The organism is Mesorhizobium sp. 113-1-2 (assembly GCF_016756475.1).
Classification (GTDB): domain Bacteria; phylum Pseudomonadota; class Alphaproteobacteria; order Rhizobiales; family Rhizobiaceae; genus Mesorhizobium; species Mesorhizobium loti_C.
Window position 1 is genome coordinate 7,615,003 of sequence record NZ_AP023242.1, and the last position, 15,413, is coordinate 7,630,415.

8 protein-coding genes and 8 pseudogenes are annotated in these 15,413 nt (G+C 57.9%); 11 read left to right on the forward strand and 5 right to left on the reverse strand.

The window, feature by feature from the left end; genetic code table 11:
• Positions 1 to 37: 37 nt before the first annotated feature.
• Positions 38 to 610: pseudogene (locus tag JN279_RS38575) on the reverse strand (tyrosine-type recombinase/integrase); the annotation flags it as partial.
• Positions 611 to 1,294: 684 nt separating this feature from the next.
• On the opposite strand from JN279_RS38575, the pseudogene JN279_RS36605 reads away from it, so the two are divergent.
• Positions 1,295 to 1,438 (forward strand): annotated as a pseudogene (locus JN279_RS36605) (transposase domain-containing protein); the annotation flags it as partial.
• On the opposite strand, the gene JN279_RS36610 reads toward JN279_RS36605, so the two are convergent.
• The gene (locus JN279_RS36610; RefSeq protein ID WP_128160157.1) at positions 1,419 to 1,652 is read right to left on the reverse strand and encodes a DUF6429 family protein; all 234 of its coding nucleotides are present in this window, start codon (positions 1,650 to 1,652) and stop codon (positions 1,419 to 1,421) included. The pseudogene JN279_RS36605 and the gene JN279_RS36610 sit on opposite strands and share 20 nt — an antisense overlap.
• 332 nt (positions 1,653 to 1,984) lie before the next feature.
• Here JN279_RS36610 and JN279_RS38580 point away from each other — a divergent pair.
• Positions 1,985 to 2,520: pseudogene (locus tag JN279_RS38580) on the forward strand (gamma-glutamyltransferase).
• Between the two features lie 736 nt (positions 2,521 to 3,256).
• Positions 3,257 to 3,758: pseudogene (locus JN279_RS36625) on the forward strand (transposase); the annotation flags it as partial.
• Positions 3,759 to 3,983: 225 nt separating this feature from the next.
• Here JN279_RS36625 and ltrA read toward each other — a convergent pair.
• Positions 3,984 to 5,242 (reverse strand): annotated as a pseudogene (gene ltrA / locus JN279_RS36630) (group II intron reverse transcriptase/maturase).
• Between the two features lie 1,241 nt (positions 5,243 to 6,483).
• Between ltrA and JN279_RS36635 the strand changes: the two are divergent.
• Complete coding sequence (locus JN279_RS36635; protein ID WP_202351593.1) at positions 6,484 to 7,890, forward strand: amidase; 1,407 nt, start codon at positions 6,484 to 6,486, stop codon at positions 7,888 to 7,890.
• Positions 7,891 to 8,239: 349 nt separating this feature from the next.
• Here JN279_RS36635 and JN279_RS39045 read toward each other — a convergent pair.
• Positions 8,240 to 9,037: pseudogene (locus JN279_RS39045) on the reverse strand (transposase); the annotation flags it as partial.
• Positions 9,038 to 9,500: 463 nt separating this feature from the next.
• Between JN279_RS39045 and JN279_RS36640 the strand changes: the two are divergent.
• The 7 genes and pseudogenes from JN279_RS36640 to JN279_RS36670 all read left to right on the forward strand — a co-directional run bounded on the left by JN279_RS36640 (position 9,501) and on the right by JN279_RS36670 (position 14,822).
• Positions 9,501 to 10,586, forward strand: coding sequence for an ABC transporter substrate-binding protein (locus JN279_RS36640; protein WP_202351594.1), 1,086 nt, complete (start codon positions 9,501 to 9,503; stop codon positions 10,584 to 10,586).
• 48 nt (positions 10,587 to 10,634) lie between these two features.
• The gene (locus JN279_RS36645; RefSeq protein ID WP_202351595.1) at positions 10,635 to 11,129 is read left to right on the forward strand and encodes a hypothetical protein; all 495 of its coding nucleotides are present in this window, start codon (positions 10,635 to 10,637) and stop codon (positions 11,127 to 11,129) included.
• Complete coding sequence (locus JN279_RS36650; RefSeq protein ID WP_202351596.1) at positions 11,038 to 11,883, forward strand: ABC transporter permease; 846 nt, start codon at positions 11,038 to 11,040, stop codon at positions 11,881 to 11,883. Before JN279_RS36645 ends, JN279_RS36650 begins: the two co-directional genes overlap by 92 nt.
• 4 nt (positions 11,884 to 11,887) lie before the next feature.
• The gene (locus tag JN279_RS36655) at positions 11,888 to 12,715 is read left to right on the forward strand and encodes an ABC transporter permease (protein WP_202351597.1); all 828 of its coding nucleotides are present in this window, start codon (positions 11,888 to 11,890) and stop codon (positions 12,713 to 12,715) included.
• 4 nt (positions 12,716 to 12,719) lie between these two features.
• Positions 12,720 to 13,799 carry an ABC transporter ATP-binding protein gene (locus JN279_RS36660; protein ID WP_202351598.1) on the forward strand — a complete coding sequence of 360 codons (1,080 nt, stop codon included), beginning with the start codon at positions 12,720 to 12,722 and terminating at the stop codon, positions 13,797 to 13,799.
• Between the two features lie 152 nt (positions 13,800 to 13,951).
• Positions 13,952 to 14,188: pseudogene (locus JN279_RS36665) on the forward strand (IS6 family transposase); the annotation flags it as partial.
• A gap of 76 nt (positions 14,189 to 14,264) precedes the next feature.
• A complete protein-coding gene (locus JN279_RS36670) occupies positions 14,265 to 14,822 on the forward strand; it encodes a transposase (RefSeq protein ID WP_244734321.1) in 558 nt (185 codons plus the stop codon).
• An 81-nt stretch (positions 14,823 to 14,903) separates the two neighbouring features.
• Here JN279_RS36670 and istB read toward each other — a convergent pair.
• Positions 14,904 to 15,410 (reverse strand): annotated as a pseudogene (gene istB, locus JN279_RS36675) (IS21-like element helper ATPase IstB); the annotation flags it as partial.
• Positions 15,411 to 15,413: the final 3 nt, after the last annotated feature.

Sequence of the window (15,413 nt, forward strand, 5' to 3'; positions counted from 1 at the left end):
TGCTGTCGATGCTCCGGTGACGAAGCAACTGGCCGATCTCGGCAAAGCTGGCCCCCGAACGCAGCAGGTCGGTCGCAAGGCTGTGGCGGAAGAGGTGCGCGCCGTGGTGCGCATAGCCGTGAATACCCGCCCGCTCGAGAGCCTCCTTCGCGATCATCGTGATGGCGCAGCCTGAGGCAAAGCCGATGTGCGGAGCAAGCATTCGCAGAAACAACCGGCGACACGGTGAAGCCGGTCGCCCATGCCGAATGTAGGCGACGATAGCTGCACCGACGTCGTGGCGTAGCGGCATCATCGCTTGCCGCCGTCCCTTGCCATGGACGAGGACACTGCCCGACTGCCAATCGATATCGTCAAGACTGAGCGCGGCAACCTCGCTGGCGCGCAAGCCCAGCTTGGCCAGCGCCATCAAAACCGCATAGTCGCGAAGTCCCATTGCCGTGGTCCGATCGCAGGCATCGAGAACCACCTGAACCTTCTGTGGTGGCAGGAAGGTTGGTAGGCCAGCAAGCCGCCAGCGACGGATCGACGGCACACAATCGGCCAAGGCCACCGAAATGAAGCCCTTCAGATGCAAATAGCGCAGGAAGGCACGCACCACCCCGCACATCGCCTTGCCGCTGTCGGCGGAGCCATCGAGTGCATGTCGCTCGACATAACCGATGACGATCTCCGGGGTGAGCGCTGCAAACCCATCTGCGCCAGCCGGACAGACCTCCTGTAGAAATCGGCGCGAGAGCAGCTTGTGACTTTCTACCGTCGAGGCGGCGAGCCCTCTCTCATTCGTGAGGTAAGCCGCGAACACATCAACAATCTGCTCGTGCTCCGTGCGCTCAATCGGAAGGGCGGTTGGTATCAAACCTTCTTGCCGTAACCCGGCAAGCAAGCGCCGGAGCGTCGATCGGTCGCCCGAATCGATGCTCCAGTGTTTGGAACGGTGCTCCAGAAACCGTTCGACATGAGCTTCGCTTAAATCCTGGAGATCGTGCCCGTTGCCGAGATGCCAGTCTCTCAGCTCACGAAATAGGCTTAGCGATCGCCAGGTGCATTGCCGACCGAAGCCTTCGTCCGACAATCTGCCCGCATAAACGCGTGCAAACTCGCCATATATGGCCCGTGGATCAGCTTCCGATACAGAGTGCTGCGTTGCAGATAGTCACTTGCGTTCATGTGTCCTCTCCTTCGCGTCAATTGCGACGGAGAGAGCCTAAGCTATGCCGATCCAGCTACCGCTACGTTGAGGAAAGTGTTGGTAAAAACTTGCTCGCTCGGCATAGTTCGGCGGTCGGCATAAACCGCCAAGCTCAACGATATTGACCCCCAGGCCTGGCTTGCCGACGTCCTCTCCCGCATCGCCGACACGCCGATCACACGGCTCGAGGGCCTGCTGCCATGGAACTGGCGGCCCGCTCGGGCGCTCATGGCGTCGGCCGCGTAAACAGCGCGCGAAACAGTTCCTCCGACCGCCGAAGACCCTCGTCCGTCAACACCAAGGATTTTGCCTTGTTGACCGGGTCGGCGATCAGTCCCTTCCGGTGAAGTCGATCCGTCACGTCCCAGTCAAAGCCCTTCCAGGCGCACCGTTCATTGTGCAGGGTCAGCCAAAGCAGTGCCAGGACCGCATCATCGATCTTGTCGGTGTCGATCTCCATCGCTGCAGCTTAACACAGACCGCACCCCGCCGCGGCCCAGACCGGATGGATACTGGTAGCTCGTCGACTGCCGGATGTAGACGATGGCGCTACGGCAAAGGTGCTCAGCGGTGATCTTGCTCATTGCCCGCCTCCTTCAGGTTCCGGATCGACCGTCTGTCGGCGGGCACGGACGCCGCTTCGATGAGTAGCGACTGCAACAGAGCCACCGCTTTCAGCCGATCGTCGCCGGACATCTCGGTTGGTGACGCAGCGGGCGCGAACAAATGGCTTCGCTCATCGACATGGACAAGAGGAGCGCACTGCCCGCCGCGCCGACCCCCGGTAGCAACATGGTCTATCTCTCTGTGGTGGACAGGGACCGCAACGCGGCGTCGCTGATCAACTCGCTGTACTCCGGCTTCGGCGCCGGCATCTGCACCGAGAGATCGGGCGTTCTGCTGACCGACCGCGGTGCCTGCTTCACGCTGGCTCCGGACCATCCTAACACATTCGGCCCAAGCGGCCAATCCATACCATCATCCCGGCGCTGGCGATGAAAAACGGACGTTGCGAGATGAGCTTCGGTGTAATGGGCGGGCACTACCAGCCGATGGGCCACGTGCAGATCATGCTCAACATGCTCGAATACGGCATGGATGTGCAACAGGCGATCGACTGCCCTCGTCTATTCTGGGAGGGCGAGAGGGTTGCGGTTGAGACCAGCATTCCACAGAGAACCATCGATGGTCTCCACGCGCGCGGCCACAACATCGCCCTCCGTGACTGGCCTTGGGGCGGTGCTCAGACAGTCAAGATCGATTGGGATCGCGGCGTGCTGAATGGCGGATCTGAGCCGCGCGCAGACGGCTGCGCATTGGGGTATTGAGCATTGCGATGCTTTACTGACGCCATTGATAGCGGCGGAAGCCGAACACAGCGCCTGTTGCGATCACCAGCGATACGGGTCCCACCTTCCACGCCGAGGCCGGCGATTTTGGTACTCGGTCGGGGATTACGATCCCGATCAGGACCGGCGTTCGGCCACATGTCAATGCTAACCGTCGCATCGCACAAACCGCGCTGTCGCTGGAGCGCGACGTCGATCAGCTCGCGGCGGTTACGGCCGTTGCACTCGCCTCGGCGCATGCCTCCTTGGACAATCCGTCGTTTAGGCCTTCGACTACGCCATCCGCCGGAGGCGGCTCGTGGGGCTCCGAGCAGCCCAATTCCATCTCAATGTCTACCGCCATTTCACCGCCGTCGCTTCCTGTCAAAAACGTTTCAGCCGTCGATGCAGTTTGGCGGCAATCCTACGCGCCAATGTATCATCCTACTGATCCTACTCAGGCACAGTGGACAAATTTGCTGATGCTTCGCGCAACACGGATCCGACCGAGTCTCTCGTTGTTTCCGTGACTAAATTGAGTGCCGGAACGCCTCCATGATACGCCGCCCCATACGCCGACACGCCCGGGAGGATGGTTTGAGAGAACTGTTCTTTGTCGATATGCTGCAAGCCGGCTTTTATCTCGCCCGACGTGGCATGATAGCGCTGAGCCTCCCGGTCCAACAATCGGATGTCGACGGCTTCGTCGATGCGGTGGAGAAATTCGCACACTTAGAAGCTGGTCAGCCTATTCGAGCCGCATGCCGACATCATTGTCAAGGGCAACCGCGACGTCGAGTACGGCCATAAACTCAACCTGACCACCGGCAAGAGCGGCCTGATCCTTGACCTCGTCGTCGAAACCGGCAACCCGCCCAATATCGAACGGTTGCTGCCAATGCTGGAACGCCACATCGCTTTCTATGGCGCGCCGCCGCGGCAGGCGGCAGCCGACGGCGGCTATGCCAGCCGCGTCAATCTGAGCCAGGCCAAGCTTGGGGCGTGCGCGACATGGCCGTCCACAAGAGGCCGGCCTCAGGATTGAAGACATGGTCAAGAGCCGCTGGGTGATTGCAAGCTGCGCAACTTCCGCGCGGGCATCGAGGCCGGCATCTCATGCCTGAAGCGGGCCCACGGCTTGGCCCGCTGCAGCTGGCGCGGGCTCGACCACTTCCTATATCTGGTCCGCGGTAGTGGCTTACAATCTTGTACTCTACACTCGCCAAAGGGCGACCTGACATCCCATGCCGCCAGGCGAGATGCGACCGGCCGGCGCCGGCAGCTGCCAATGAGCGCATTCCACCAGGGAATCCTTTCTGCCGTGATTTGCGCCCATGATGCCAACCTTTGCGCCGAAAGTCGCTGTAACTTCAGAAAAACAGCGGTTGGCGAGTAGCGGAGACGCTTGCGCGCCTCCGCTCTCTCAGAACCGTGCGTGAACCTCTCAGCTCACACGGCTCCCATCAGGCAAACGTGCCGATCAGACCGAGTTGCCAGTGCACGAAGAGATCGGTGCGCTGCTCGACGATCCGTTGTAAGAACCGACTTGCTCGAGCCTTACCCCTGCCAAAGCGCTTGAACTTCCGCCTTGCCCACGCAAGCACCGTCTGATTGACGTAGCGAAGTATGGGCTGCAGCCCCGTTGGCGCATACCGTCCATAATAGCTGATCCACCCCCTGAGGAGCGGATTGGTCAGCCGGGCGATGTCGTTCAACGAGAGCTGCGTCTGTCGGCGGATGTGCAAGTCCCTGATCTTTTCCCGCATCGCTTTCAGCGCCGAGGAACTGACCGCTGGTGTGAAGCCGCAAAACAGTCGCCCGCTTTGCGTTCCCCATACCGCGCGCGGTCGGAAACAATATCCGAGGAAGTCGAACGTCACGTTCGGATGTTGCCCTCTGCGTTTGGAGTCTCTGCAGTAGACGATCTTGGTCTTCGTCGGGTGCAGTTCCAGTTGGCATTCCGCCAGCCTCGCCTGAAGCGCAGCCTTGACGGCTTCTGCCTCCTGCTCGGTCCGGCAGTGCACCAGCCCGTCATCCGCATACCGACACCATGGGAGGTCGGGATGTGTCCGTTTCATCCACAGATCAAACGCATAGTGCAGAAAAAGATTTGAAAGAATCGGCGAAACTACGCCCCCTTGCGGAGTTCCGCAGTTCCGTTCAATCCTCTGCCCATCCTTCTCCATGGGCGCTGTCAGCCATCTCTCGATGTATAGTAATGCCCATTTGCTCTTTACGTGCCTGCGAACTGCCGTGAGCAAAAGCTCGTGCGAGATGTTGTCAAACAGACCCTTGATGTCGAATTCCAGAACCCAGTCATACTTCCAGCACCGCTGACGCGTGATCCCCACGGCATCCAAGGCCGATTTACCCGGTCTATAGCCATAAGAATCTGACAGGAAAATCTGATCGAGCTCCGGTTCGATGAGCTGCTTGACCACCATCTGCGCGATCCTGTCGCTCACGGTGGGCACACCCAAAATCCGCTGGCCCCCAGTCTTTTTCGGAATGGGAACGGCACGCACCGGTGGCGGAAAATAGCTTCCCGAGCTCATCCTGTTCCAGATCCTGTAGAGATTCCTCCCCAGGTTGGCTCGAATGCCTCGATCGTCTGCCCGTCCACGCCAGCCGCACCACCATTGGATTTGACCGCTTTGTAGGCTTCGTACACCAGCCGCTTATCGATCATAAACGGCTTGTCTGTCGCATCTGTCGTTGTCATCCTGTTGCCAGTTGCTTCGAAAAACACGACCACCTGATCCGACCCCTTCGCTCCAGCCCCATTACAGGACCTTCGTCACTATTACGGGTCGATCCGCCCCAACCTCCTGCATCGGTACTCTCGCCTCACGGTGGTGTGCCGCTTGTGCTTCTCCCTTGGCATCAGAAAGCTGGTTCCTGCAGTTCCGCGCAAAAGCCTGCATCCGGCTCATGCCCCCTATACGCCGTCCACTGTCCGCCCAGTCATCAGGCTCCCGACGGACTTGTCCCGAGAGATCCATACGCCCTCGGTTTTAGTGGTGTTAAAGAGTTCTAACGACGCGTCATCGAAGGGTTTGCTTGCGCTCATCTTCCGGATGCCTACCTGCCCCGGATCATGTCCGCGGCTTTTGACCCAACGCTAACCACCATGGCTCTTCTACCACAGCAGCTTGGGCTGTTGAGACCCGCTCCTGAAAGCCGATCCCGAGGGGCCTACCCTCATCTTTCACGCAGCTTCTCAGCATGTTGTCAGTTCACCATCGAACCTCCTTCTGCTTGCTGCAGCACACTATGGACGGGGCACTAGGTAGGAAACATTGACATCGCTGCGGGTCGATCCCAGGACGGATCGTTTCAAGCGCAGCTTTCATTCTTGCATTCCGGCAACGTGCACATCGTGAAGTCGTTGGAGACGTTCCGAGGGTTCACCAATCGAGGGGGGTCGCATAAGCCCGACTGCGTAGCCATGCCGAACGTCTGAGTTCGTATTGATTTGTGACCTTTCATGGAACATATCGTCGGTCCATCGGATGTGAGCTGTTCCCGTGCGAGGCGAAGAGCAAAGCGCGATTCCGGCAATATTTGTACCTGCCAGAGCCGGTACTCCGAAGAGCCTTGCCGCCATTGCCAAAGCCAGCCAATCGCTCGGCGGTGGCGCGGTAATCATGGACTCTCGACGTCCGGTGCCTATCAACCCAGCCACGGCTCGTTGTCTGGTAAGCGTCGAGAGTATAGCACCAGCATATCTGCGCCGTTCACGGCGTCCACGGCCATCTCGACGTAAAGAAATCATGCCAACAGTCTGGAATGGCGCCGTGCTCCGGATGCATTCCAAATAAAGGCTTTTTTGAAGCGGCCATTCCGGGATTCGACGCATTTTGGTGCAACGCGCATATTGCCATGCATTACCAGTCATAATGAACAGGCAATCATCTAAGGCCTGGGTTACTGGACACCAAATATGGCCACGGAACAAAGACAATGAGCGATTTGACAACGGCTAAGAGTATCGCTTCCGCAGTTCGAACTCGAAAGGCTTTGGCGGCGGAAGTGATTACTGCTTCTCTCGAGCGGATCCGCCGCACTAACGAAGAGTTGAATGCCTTTTGCGACGTGTACGAGGAGGACGCACTGGCCGCGGCACGCCGAATCGACAGCCGTATCGCCAACGGAGAGGATGTCGGGTCGTTGGCTGGGGTCCCGGTCGCGGTGAAGGATTTCACGCCCCTGAAGGGAAAGCGCACGACATACGGCTCGCTGGTCTACAAGGACAATATCGGCGAGTTCGATCCGATTTACGTGCAGCGGTTAAGGGCGGCCGGCGCAATCGTGATCGGCAAGACCAATACGCCGGAATTCGCGTATTCGGGTTTTTGCCACAATAAGGTTTTTGGAACCACAGTGAATCCTTGGGACACGACGAGGACGTCAGGCGGATCGTCCGGTGGAGCCGCTGCCGTGGTCGCGTCCAACATGGTGCCGTTGGCCGAAGGCACGGATATGGGCGGGTCCATTCGAGGCCCGGCCAGCTACTGCGGCTGCGTTGGGTTGAAACCGTCGCTTGGACGCATTCCGATGGACATTCTCAAATCCGTCCACGACACGATTTCGCACTTTGGCCCTCTTGCCCGCACGGTCGAAGACGCTTGGCTTTTCTTGGACGCAACCAAGGGGCCCAATGAATGCGACCCGATGTCGTTGCCCGACCAGGCCATTCCGTTCGATATCGACGGCGGCGTAAAAGGTTTGAGGATCGCCCTTTCCGTCGACCTTGGGCATTTTGCCGTTGACGATGCAGTCGCCAAAGCGATGCAGACGACGGCGGACGCATTGCGCGCGGCCGGGGCGATTGTAAACCCGATCGACATGCCGTGGGACGCATCGATCGCCGAAGCTTTCCGGACGAGTTGGCGTGTCTACTTGGCCGCGTTCGAGGGCGACCTATTGAAGAAGAAGCGCGACTTGCTCGACCCCGATTTAGCCGATTGTCTAGAGGAAGGGTTTAAGATTGACGGTCCGACCTACAAACGCGTCGAGATCCTTAGACGGAAGATATGGCTGGACCTCGTCTCCGTTTTCGAGTCCCACGACGCGTTGCTGTGCCCTACCACGGCCGGTACGGCGCCGCTCGCCTCTTTGCGAGACAAGGACTTTAAATCGGTTAGAGCGGACGGGAAATTGCAGGCTAAGGGAATGACGCATCCCTTCAATTTCACGCCGCATTGCCCGGCGCTTTCAATTCCCTGCGGCGTCGGCCCGGGGCCATTGCCGATCGGTGCGCAGATCGTTGGACGCCGATTCGACGAAGCGACGGTGTTAAAGATCGGTCGGGCAGTTGAAAAGTGCGGGTTAATGGGGGACCTGCGGCCGCGGATATTCGCCGAATGATGTTGAAGACCAATAAGGACGAAGAGATTCTGCACGGAAACCCTCGTCTCAACCGCCGTATTCATCCATTGTTGCTTATTAATGGGCAATTCATCTCCAGAGGTACGCGGTACGTTTAATAACCTCGTCATCAATAACGGTTGCTGGCGCTGTGATGTAAAAAACTACTGAATCTACGCTTTAAGTCAACCCTAGCTTTGAGGTCAACGAAATTGAGAGATACGCCTATATTCCTGGCTGGCCTGTTTCTCTACGGAGGACGATGCCTGAAGCGTTGGGAGCAGGAAGTGGTGCCTCTGCTCCAACCGCAGAACGCGTGCCTGGGCCTGTTCATGGGGGAAACATGAGATTCCGCTTTGGCGTGAATGCTCTTGGGAGGCCGGTTGAGGACATTGGCAGTCATGTGCACCCCGCACCGTTGCTCGCGCGTTGGTCGGCCAGACCTCGCCGAGCGCTTTCAAAGGCCGAGAGCGCCATCCGCCGCAGCGATCTCTCGGGCGCAGCCGAGAGATCCCGCCCATTCTTTCAGATCCAGCAGCAGCTCGGGCCGTGACTGCGCGCTCTCACACATCCCGTCAGTGAAGCCTACCAGCTCCTTCGCGCCTTCTGGCAGCCCCGATGAGATGAAGGATGCACTGAGCCTAATCTTCGAGGGAGGCTTCCAGGTGGATACCATCGGTCCAGAGGTAGACATAGCGCTTGGCTGAGAGATCGCACTTCGCAAGCGGGCATGATCCTCGCTCCACACCTGCTTCAAACGAGCAATGGTGGAACTCGAGATCCCGGGCGTCCTCCTGCCAACGAAAGCCGAGAGCCCTTCGGCAAAGTCGCCGGTAGAAGACGCCTTTGAGGTACCGGATCGGGATGATCACCTCCAGCCTTCGAACGCCGGGCGTAGGGCGGCAGGATCGAGGGCCTGAACCGAACCCGCTGAGCTGGGGCCGCCTGACGGTCGCGCTCGGGAGCTGGCGCACGCCGACAGGGCCAATGCCGGCCGACATCACCGCTCCTGCAGATGCCCTCGGCGCGCGAGCGCTGAAGTCCGTTCACGGTTTTGAGCGTGGCGTGCTGGGCGAGGAAATCGGCAACCTCGGCTCGATGGCCTGCGCTAGCAGGCGCGGGCGCCCGCGCGCAGGATGACTGTCAGAGAATCGGTAAAGCTGTCGGCAAAGGCGCGCCTGGCAGACTTGGCGTATCACTCCTTTGGTGGAGAAATGGAGGGTCGAACACGATACGCCACCTCATCCCTTCAGGCCGTCTCAAACTTTTAGCGTCTCAGGCCGTCGCAGTGTCTGCATAAAAGGATCGGAACGAACCACAAAGTTCATTCCCATCGGACTTTTGGAAATTCGGTTTCACTCTCAGGCCGTTTTTGGATAAAACTTAGCCCATAAGCGGCTCATAATCGCCCTGTCAATGAAGCGCAAAGCGTTCCGATCCAAATCTAAGGTTCTGCGCAATGTGACCCCAAACGACGCGTTCGCTCGGCATGCTTTTGTACTAGCTCGCGTTCGGAACCGCCGCCTGAAAGCGGCAGGCACATCCCAACCCGCCGATCGGGAATCGGCGGAGAGTTGCAGTAGACAAACAAATAACTGGGGAACTAAACCATGATCACACTCTCGCGTCGCGATGTCCTCAAAACTGCAGCCTCGGCCGCCGCATTTGGCACCGGGATATCGGGTCTAAGCGTCCCGGCTGCTGGGGCAGCCGAAACCATTACCGCTATGGAATGGGGCGATACCTACATCACCGCAATTAAGCAGATTGCCAGCAAGCAGACCGATGTAGACATCAATTGGCAACTCCACGCTGGCGGCTCCGCAGCCATCTTGCCCAAAATCAAAGCCACTTGGCCGAACCCGGGAATTGATCTCCTGACCGGGTGGGACGTGTCTTGGCAGATTATTGCGCGAGAAGGATGGGCAGAGCCCGTCACGCTCGAACAAGTTCCTAATCTCGCCGACATTCCTCAGAAGTTGCTCGTCAGAGACGACGGCGGCAATATAATAAATATTCCTCGGACGCTTTCGGCATATTTCTGGTATTATCGAGAAGATGCTGCTCCATTTGAAATCAAAACGATTGATGACTTACTTGATCCTCGGCTCGCCGGGAAAATCGTCTTTCCTTCGCCATTGTTAAATTCCAATATGCAGATTGTCGGGCTGGCGATGGCCAAAGGCGGCAACGAGCGAAACATGGAGCCGGGGTGGGACTTCGTGAAGAAGCTCGCTCAGAGCGGGAACATCGGCCGAGTTGCTTACACGGGTACCGACATCGGCGCTTCCTTGGACTCCGGAGAGGCGTGCATAACCTTCGAAGGTGGGTCCGGTGCAATCGAACGGGGCCGCCGCTATAAAATTCGCTCATTGAGCAAAATGCCGCACGAATCCGGATTTAAAACGTTCCTATTCCAGGAGGGTTGGTGTGTTTTGAAGGGCCCGCACAAGGATGCGGCTATGAAATTCGCCAACTTTGCCATTGGTCCCGAAAATAACGCCGAGTTTAACCGTTCAATCGGCGCTGTTCCTGTTAACGTCAAGTCGGCGGCCTCCGACGAACTCAAACCGATGTTGTTCAACAACGAAGAGACGGAAAAGTACGCGTACATTCCAGATTGGTCCTACGTATCGGAACAGGCTGATGCATGGAACAAACGCTGGGAACAGGAAGTCCAGCCGTTACTCCGGTGAAGGCTGCTGACCGTGCGTATCCTGAGAGGCTAAGCATCGCGGTGCTCTATGGGTCAAGCTCTCAGTGGTGGGCGCGATGATATTCATCGAGGAGGACTTTGCCTCCTCGATGTCTTCATCGGCGAAAGCCAATCTCATCGCCATCCTTTTGCGGCGTACGCCCAGATGACGCCTTCCACGGGTTCAAGATCGAGGGTCAGTTTCCTAGATGAGCGCTTCGCTGACGCCGAAATTCCTGGCAAGACGTACGACAGTGTCGACGGATGCGATTATCAAGCTGATGATCTCAAGCCTTTCATGCTCACCACCGACGAAATTGATAAATACGCCTATGTTCCGGATTGGCCTTATTTCTCTACACAGGCCGATGCCTGGATAAGCGTTGAGAGCAGGGGTGGTTCCTCTGCTCTGGCCGAAGAACGCGCGGCTGGGCTCGTTCATGGGGGAAAAAATGAGAAAAACACCGCCAATATTGCTACTACTCCCGGTCATTGCCTTTTTAGTGACCTTCCTTGGGCTGCCTGTTTTGATAATCCTGCATGAGAGCATTCGCACATTCGAGCCCGGCCGGATTGGGACCGTGGATGGGGCTGCGCTGACAATCGATAACTATGTTGCTCTCTTGCACCCCGCATACGCGCGGTATTTTTTCGATACTTATTTTCTGGCGTTCTGTGCAGCCCTCTTGGGGATCCTCTTTGCTTTTCCGATTGCGTATCATGTTGCGAGGAACGCATCCCCCAAGACGCGGAAAATCGCAGTCACCGGGCTCGTCGGATTATTGTTTTGGAGCTCGCTCGTGCGGGTCTATTCGATCCAGCTGTCATTCGGCTCCGTTGGGATAGTTGCCCCAATATTAACCTACTTCCACATAAATACCAATGGTAAGGCTTATCTGGATGTCATAGTAATAGCTGGGTTGCTTCAGTATACGATACCGATATCGGCGCTTATGCTGATTGGATCTGTGCAGAGTCTCAACCCGCGGTTAACCGAAGCGGCTCTGTCACTCGGAGCTTCTAAGGCCATGGCCCATCTCACTGTTACGATACCGTTGTGTACACGTGGATTGCTCGCGGCGCTGCTGGTCTCGCTGGCACTGGGGGCAAGTGCCTTTGTGGTACCGCTGGTTTTGGGGCGCGGGCGCGTGATATTCATCTCGAATCTTGTTTACAGCCGGTTCAGTGAGATGGCGAATTTTCCTAGCGGGGCGGCTATAGCGATCGTAATGCTGGTCTGTTCCATGCTCCTAGTCTTCGTCATATCCAGGCTGGGGTCACTCCTTGATCGGACCTGAAAAAATGCGAACCAAGCGCAATATCGATGCAGTTCTAGCCGTATTCCTGATCGCTGTCATAGTAGTGACAACAGTATTCTTGATAGTTCCGGTCGTTGTTACGGTCTTCATGGCCTTCGATGCGCGAAACTATATGGGTCCATTTCCCCCGCCGGCTCTGTCCGGGAGATGGTTTGGCAAACTCGTGAACGATGCCTATCTGTGGTCCGGATTTGTCACCAGCTTGCTACTCGCTGCTGCGACAACAGTGATCGCGACTGTGATTGGAGGTCTCGCGGCGATCGCAATGAGCGACATGACCCCGAGGTGGCGGGACTTTTTCAGCTCGGCCTTCCTTTCTCCCCTTGCATTGCCCGGGGTGATTATCGGTTTTGCGCTGCTCATGTTCTTTTCGGTGTTCAACGTGCTCCCGCCGTTTCCGCGACTCTTAATCGGGCACGTGCTCATCACCACTCCGTACACAATCAGAATGACTTTGATTGGACTTATGAACATCAACAGGACCCTACGCGAAGCAGCGCTGAGTCTTGGCGCCAATGACCGCCAAGCATTCTTCACGGTCACCCTGCCGCTCGCAAAAAGCGGAATTGCAGCCGGGGCGATCTTCGCCTTCGCGTTCTCGATGGATGATGTGGCGATTAGTCTGTTCCTAAGTGATTTCAAAACATACACGTTCCCAGTCGCCCTACTCGGACTTATGAGGTCGAACTTCGATCTAACCATCGCTGCTGCCGCCGTGGTCCTGATGGGCTTGACCGTTGTATTGCTGGTCGTACTGGACCGGGTGCTGGGTCTCGAGCGGGCAATGGGTCTCAGCATCAGTGGAGAGTAGGTATATGAGTGTCCTGGAACTTAAGAACGTCAGTAAGAGATATGGGGAGTTCACTGCGGTCGACGCCGTGTCCCTACAACTAGAGAAGGGGAAAGTCCTATCTCTCCTTGGGCCAAGCGGCTGCGGCAAAACGACGACCCTCCGGATCATTGCTGGTTTTGCACAGCCTGACAGCGGGAGCGTGGAAATCTCCGGCCGGAATGTCGGTCATTTAAAGCCTTACGAACGGAATGTCGGACTTCTGTTCCAGGACTATGCGCTCTTCCCCCACATGACGGTCGCGCAGAATGTGGCCTACGGGATGCGGTACCGTGGGGTGCCGGCAACTGCGATACCCGCCCGGATCAAGCAGATGTTGGCGCTTGTGCAACTGGACGGCATGGATGCTCGGTATCCGCGTCAGCTGAGCGGCGGACAGCAGCAGCGTGTGGCGCTGGCTCGGGCTCTGGCGATCGACCCCCAGATTGTTCTGCTCGACGAACCGTTGTCTGCGCTTGATGCAAAGCTTCGCCTCGAACTGCGCATTGAACTCAAGGAGATCCTCAGGTCGGTTGGCGCCACCACGATCGTTGTCACACACGACCAAGAGGAAGCGCTCAGCTTGGGCGACGAAGTTGTGGTTATGCGAGCCGGAAGAGTCGCCCAGCGTGGCACGCCGACCGAGATCTACCAATCGCCTGCTGACAGGTTTGTCGCTGAGTTCGTGGGGAGGTCAAATTGGTTTCACGGATCGAGGCAAGGTCCGCCAGCCCAGGGGGTTAGCTCCTACCTGACCACAAATGGGCTAGAGATACGCGCGAACACCGCCCCATCTGATCGTCGGGACAGCGCCGAACTTTGCATCAGACCGGAAAACATCGAACTCATCGATGGCACCGCCGGGAAAACCGTTGATGACCGCCAGCGCAACTCCCTGGCTGGTGTGATCCTCGACGTGGCGCCTCTTGGCGCTGACGTGCACGTGGTTGTCGAACTAATAGGGAGAAGCCGTTTGCTGGCAATTCGCAAGAATGTCGGGGGAGGCCTGGCTGTTGGGCAGCCCGTAAACGCTTTGTTTTCAGCTTCGGACGTTCTCGTCTTTTAAGAGCAACAGCTCCAATGTTGCTGCAACGAATTAGATTAGAGTGGTTCATTGATTGACTGAATCGGAGAGGGATTGAACGAAACAGGCGGATTCTCGACCTATTGGCTTGGTTTTGCCGTAAATTTTCGGAAAGGTCATTTGTTGCATGACGCTTGCTCTTTTTTCAGGGAGTTTGTCATGTTCAAGGGTGCCATTTTGACCGATCCGTGATCCTGCTGTGCGTTCGCTGCTATCTGGCCTACAATCTCAGCCTGTGCGATCTGGAAGAGAGATGATAGCCGAGCGCGGCCTGAGCGTCGACCATTCGACTGTGCAGCGTTGGGTCGTGCACTTCTCGCTTGAGCTGCTACCGATTCAACCGCCGCAAGCGGAGCGTCACTGAAAAGTGGGTAAGCGCTGTCCCGGCGGCACCTTTCGCGCGTGGATGTAAGGGACGATGTTCGAGGCCTTTGAGGGCTTCGACATATGACGATTTCAGAGTTTACGCTTAAGTCCAAGGACGAGGAGCCGGTCCGTCGGCTGGAGATCTTCACTGGTTCGGGTCGGCGGCGTGAGTGGCCGCCGGAGGAGAAGGCCCGGATAGTGGCGGAGAGCTACGAGGCGGGCGAGACGGTTTGTGCCGTGGCACGCCGGTATGGACTTTTCCCCGCAGCAATTGTTCATCTGGCGTCGGGCTGCTCGCCGGCCGATGGGGGAGGCAGCGATATCGGAATCCATGTTCGTGCCGGCGGTGGTGACGGCAGCGCCTCCGAAGTCTACGGGGAAGCATCGGCCACAGCCAAGGAAGCGGGAGCCGGCTCGAGACGCGGGTGTGATCGAGCTCGAGATCGACGGCATCGCAATGCGGGTGGGTCGTGGGGCGGATTCGAAGACGGTTGCAGCGGTGATCCGTGCGCTGAGGGCAACGTCGTGATCGGGCCAATGGGAACGGTCAATGTCATGGTGGCGACGAAGCCAGTCGACTTCCGTAAGGGAGCGGAAGGTTGCGGATTCCGACGATGGCGCGCATGTATTCCGATCTGATGCCGCGCAGCGTTCCGATCTGATCGCGCGCAGGTGGAGCACCTGATCGTCGGGGAAGATGTCACTGCATTTGCGGTTCGGTCAAGCGGCAGCGGAGATGATGGATCTGCGCATGGATTCGCCGTTGAGTTCGAGCCGGTGAGCGTTGTGTACGAGGCGGTCGAGGATGGCATCGGCGTAGGTGGGATCTCCGATCAGATCGAACCAGCGGGCCACCGGGAGTTGGCTGGTCACCAGCGTTGAGCGACGCCCGTACCGGTCTTCGAGGATTTCGAGCAGGTGGTGACGGGCATTGCCGTCGAGCGGTTCGAGGCCCCAATCGTCGAGGATAAGGAGATCGACCCTGGCCAGGCTTTTCATGCGCGCGGCGATGCGGCCGTCGCCCTTGGCCAGGGACAGGTCATCGATGAGCCGCGGCAGTCGGGTGTAGAGGACCGAACGGTTGTCACGGCAGGCCTTGTGACCGATGGCGCAGGCCAACCAGCTCTTCCCGACCCCGGCCGGCCCGACGATGGCCAAGCTCTCATGGGCGGCGATCCAGTCGCCCTTGAGCAGCTTGTCGAACAGCCGGCGATCGAGAGTAAGCGGTTA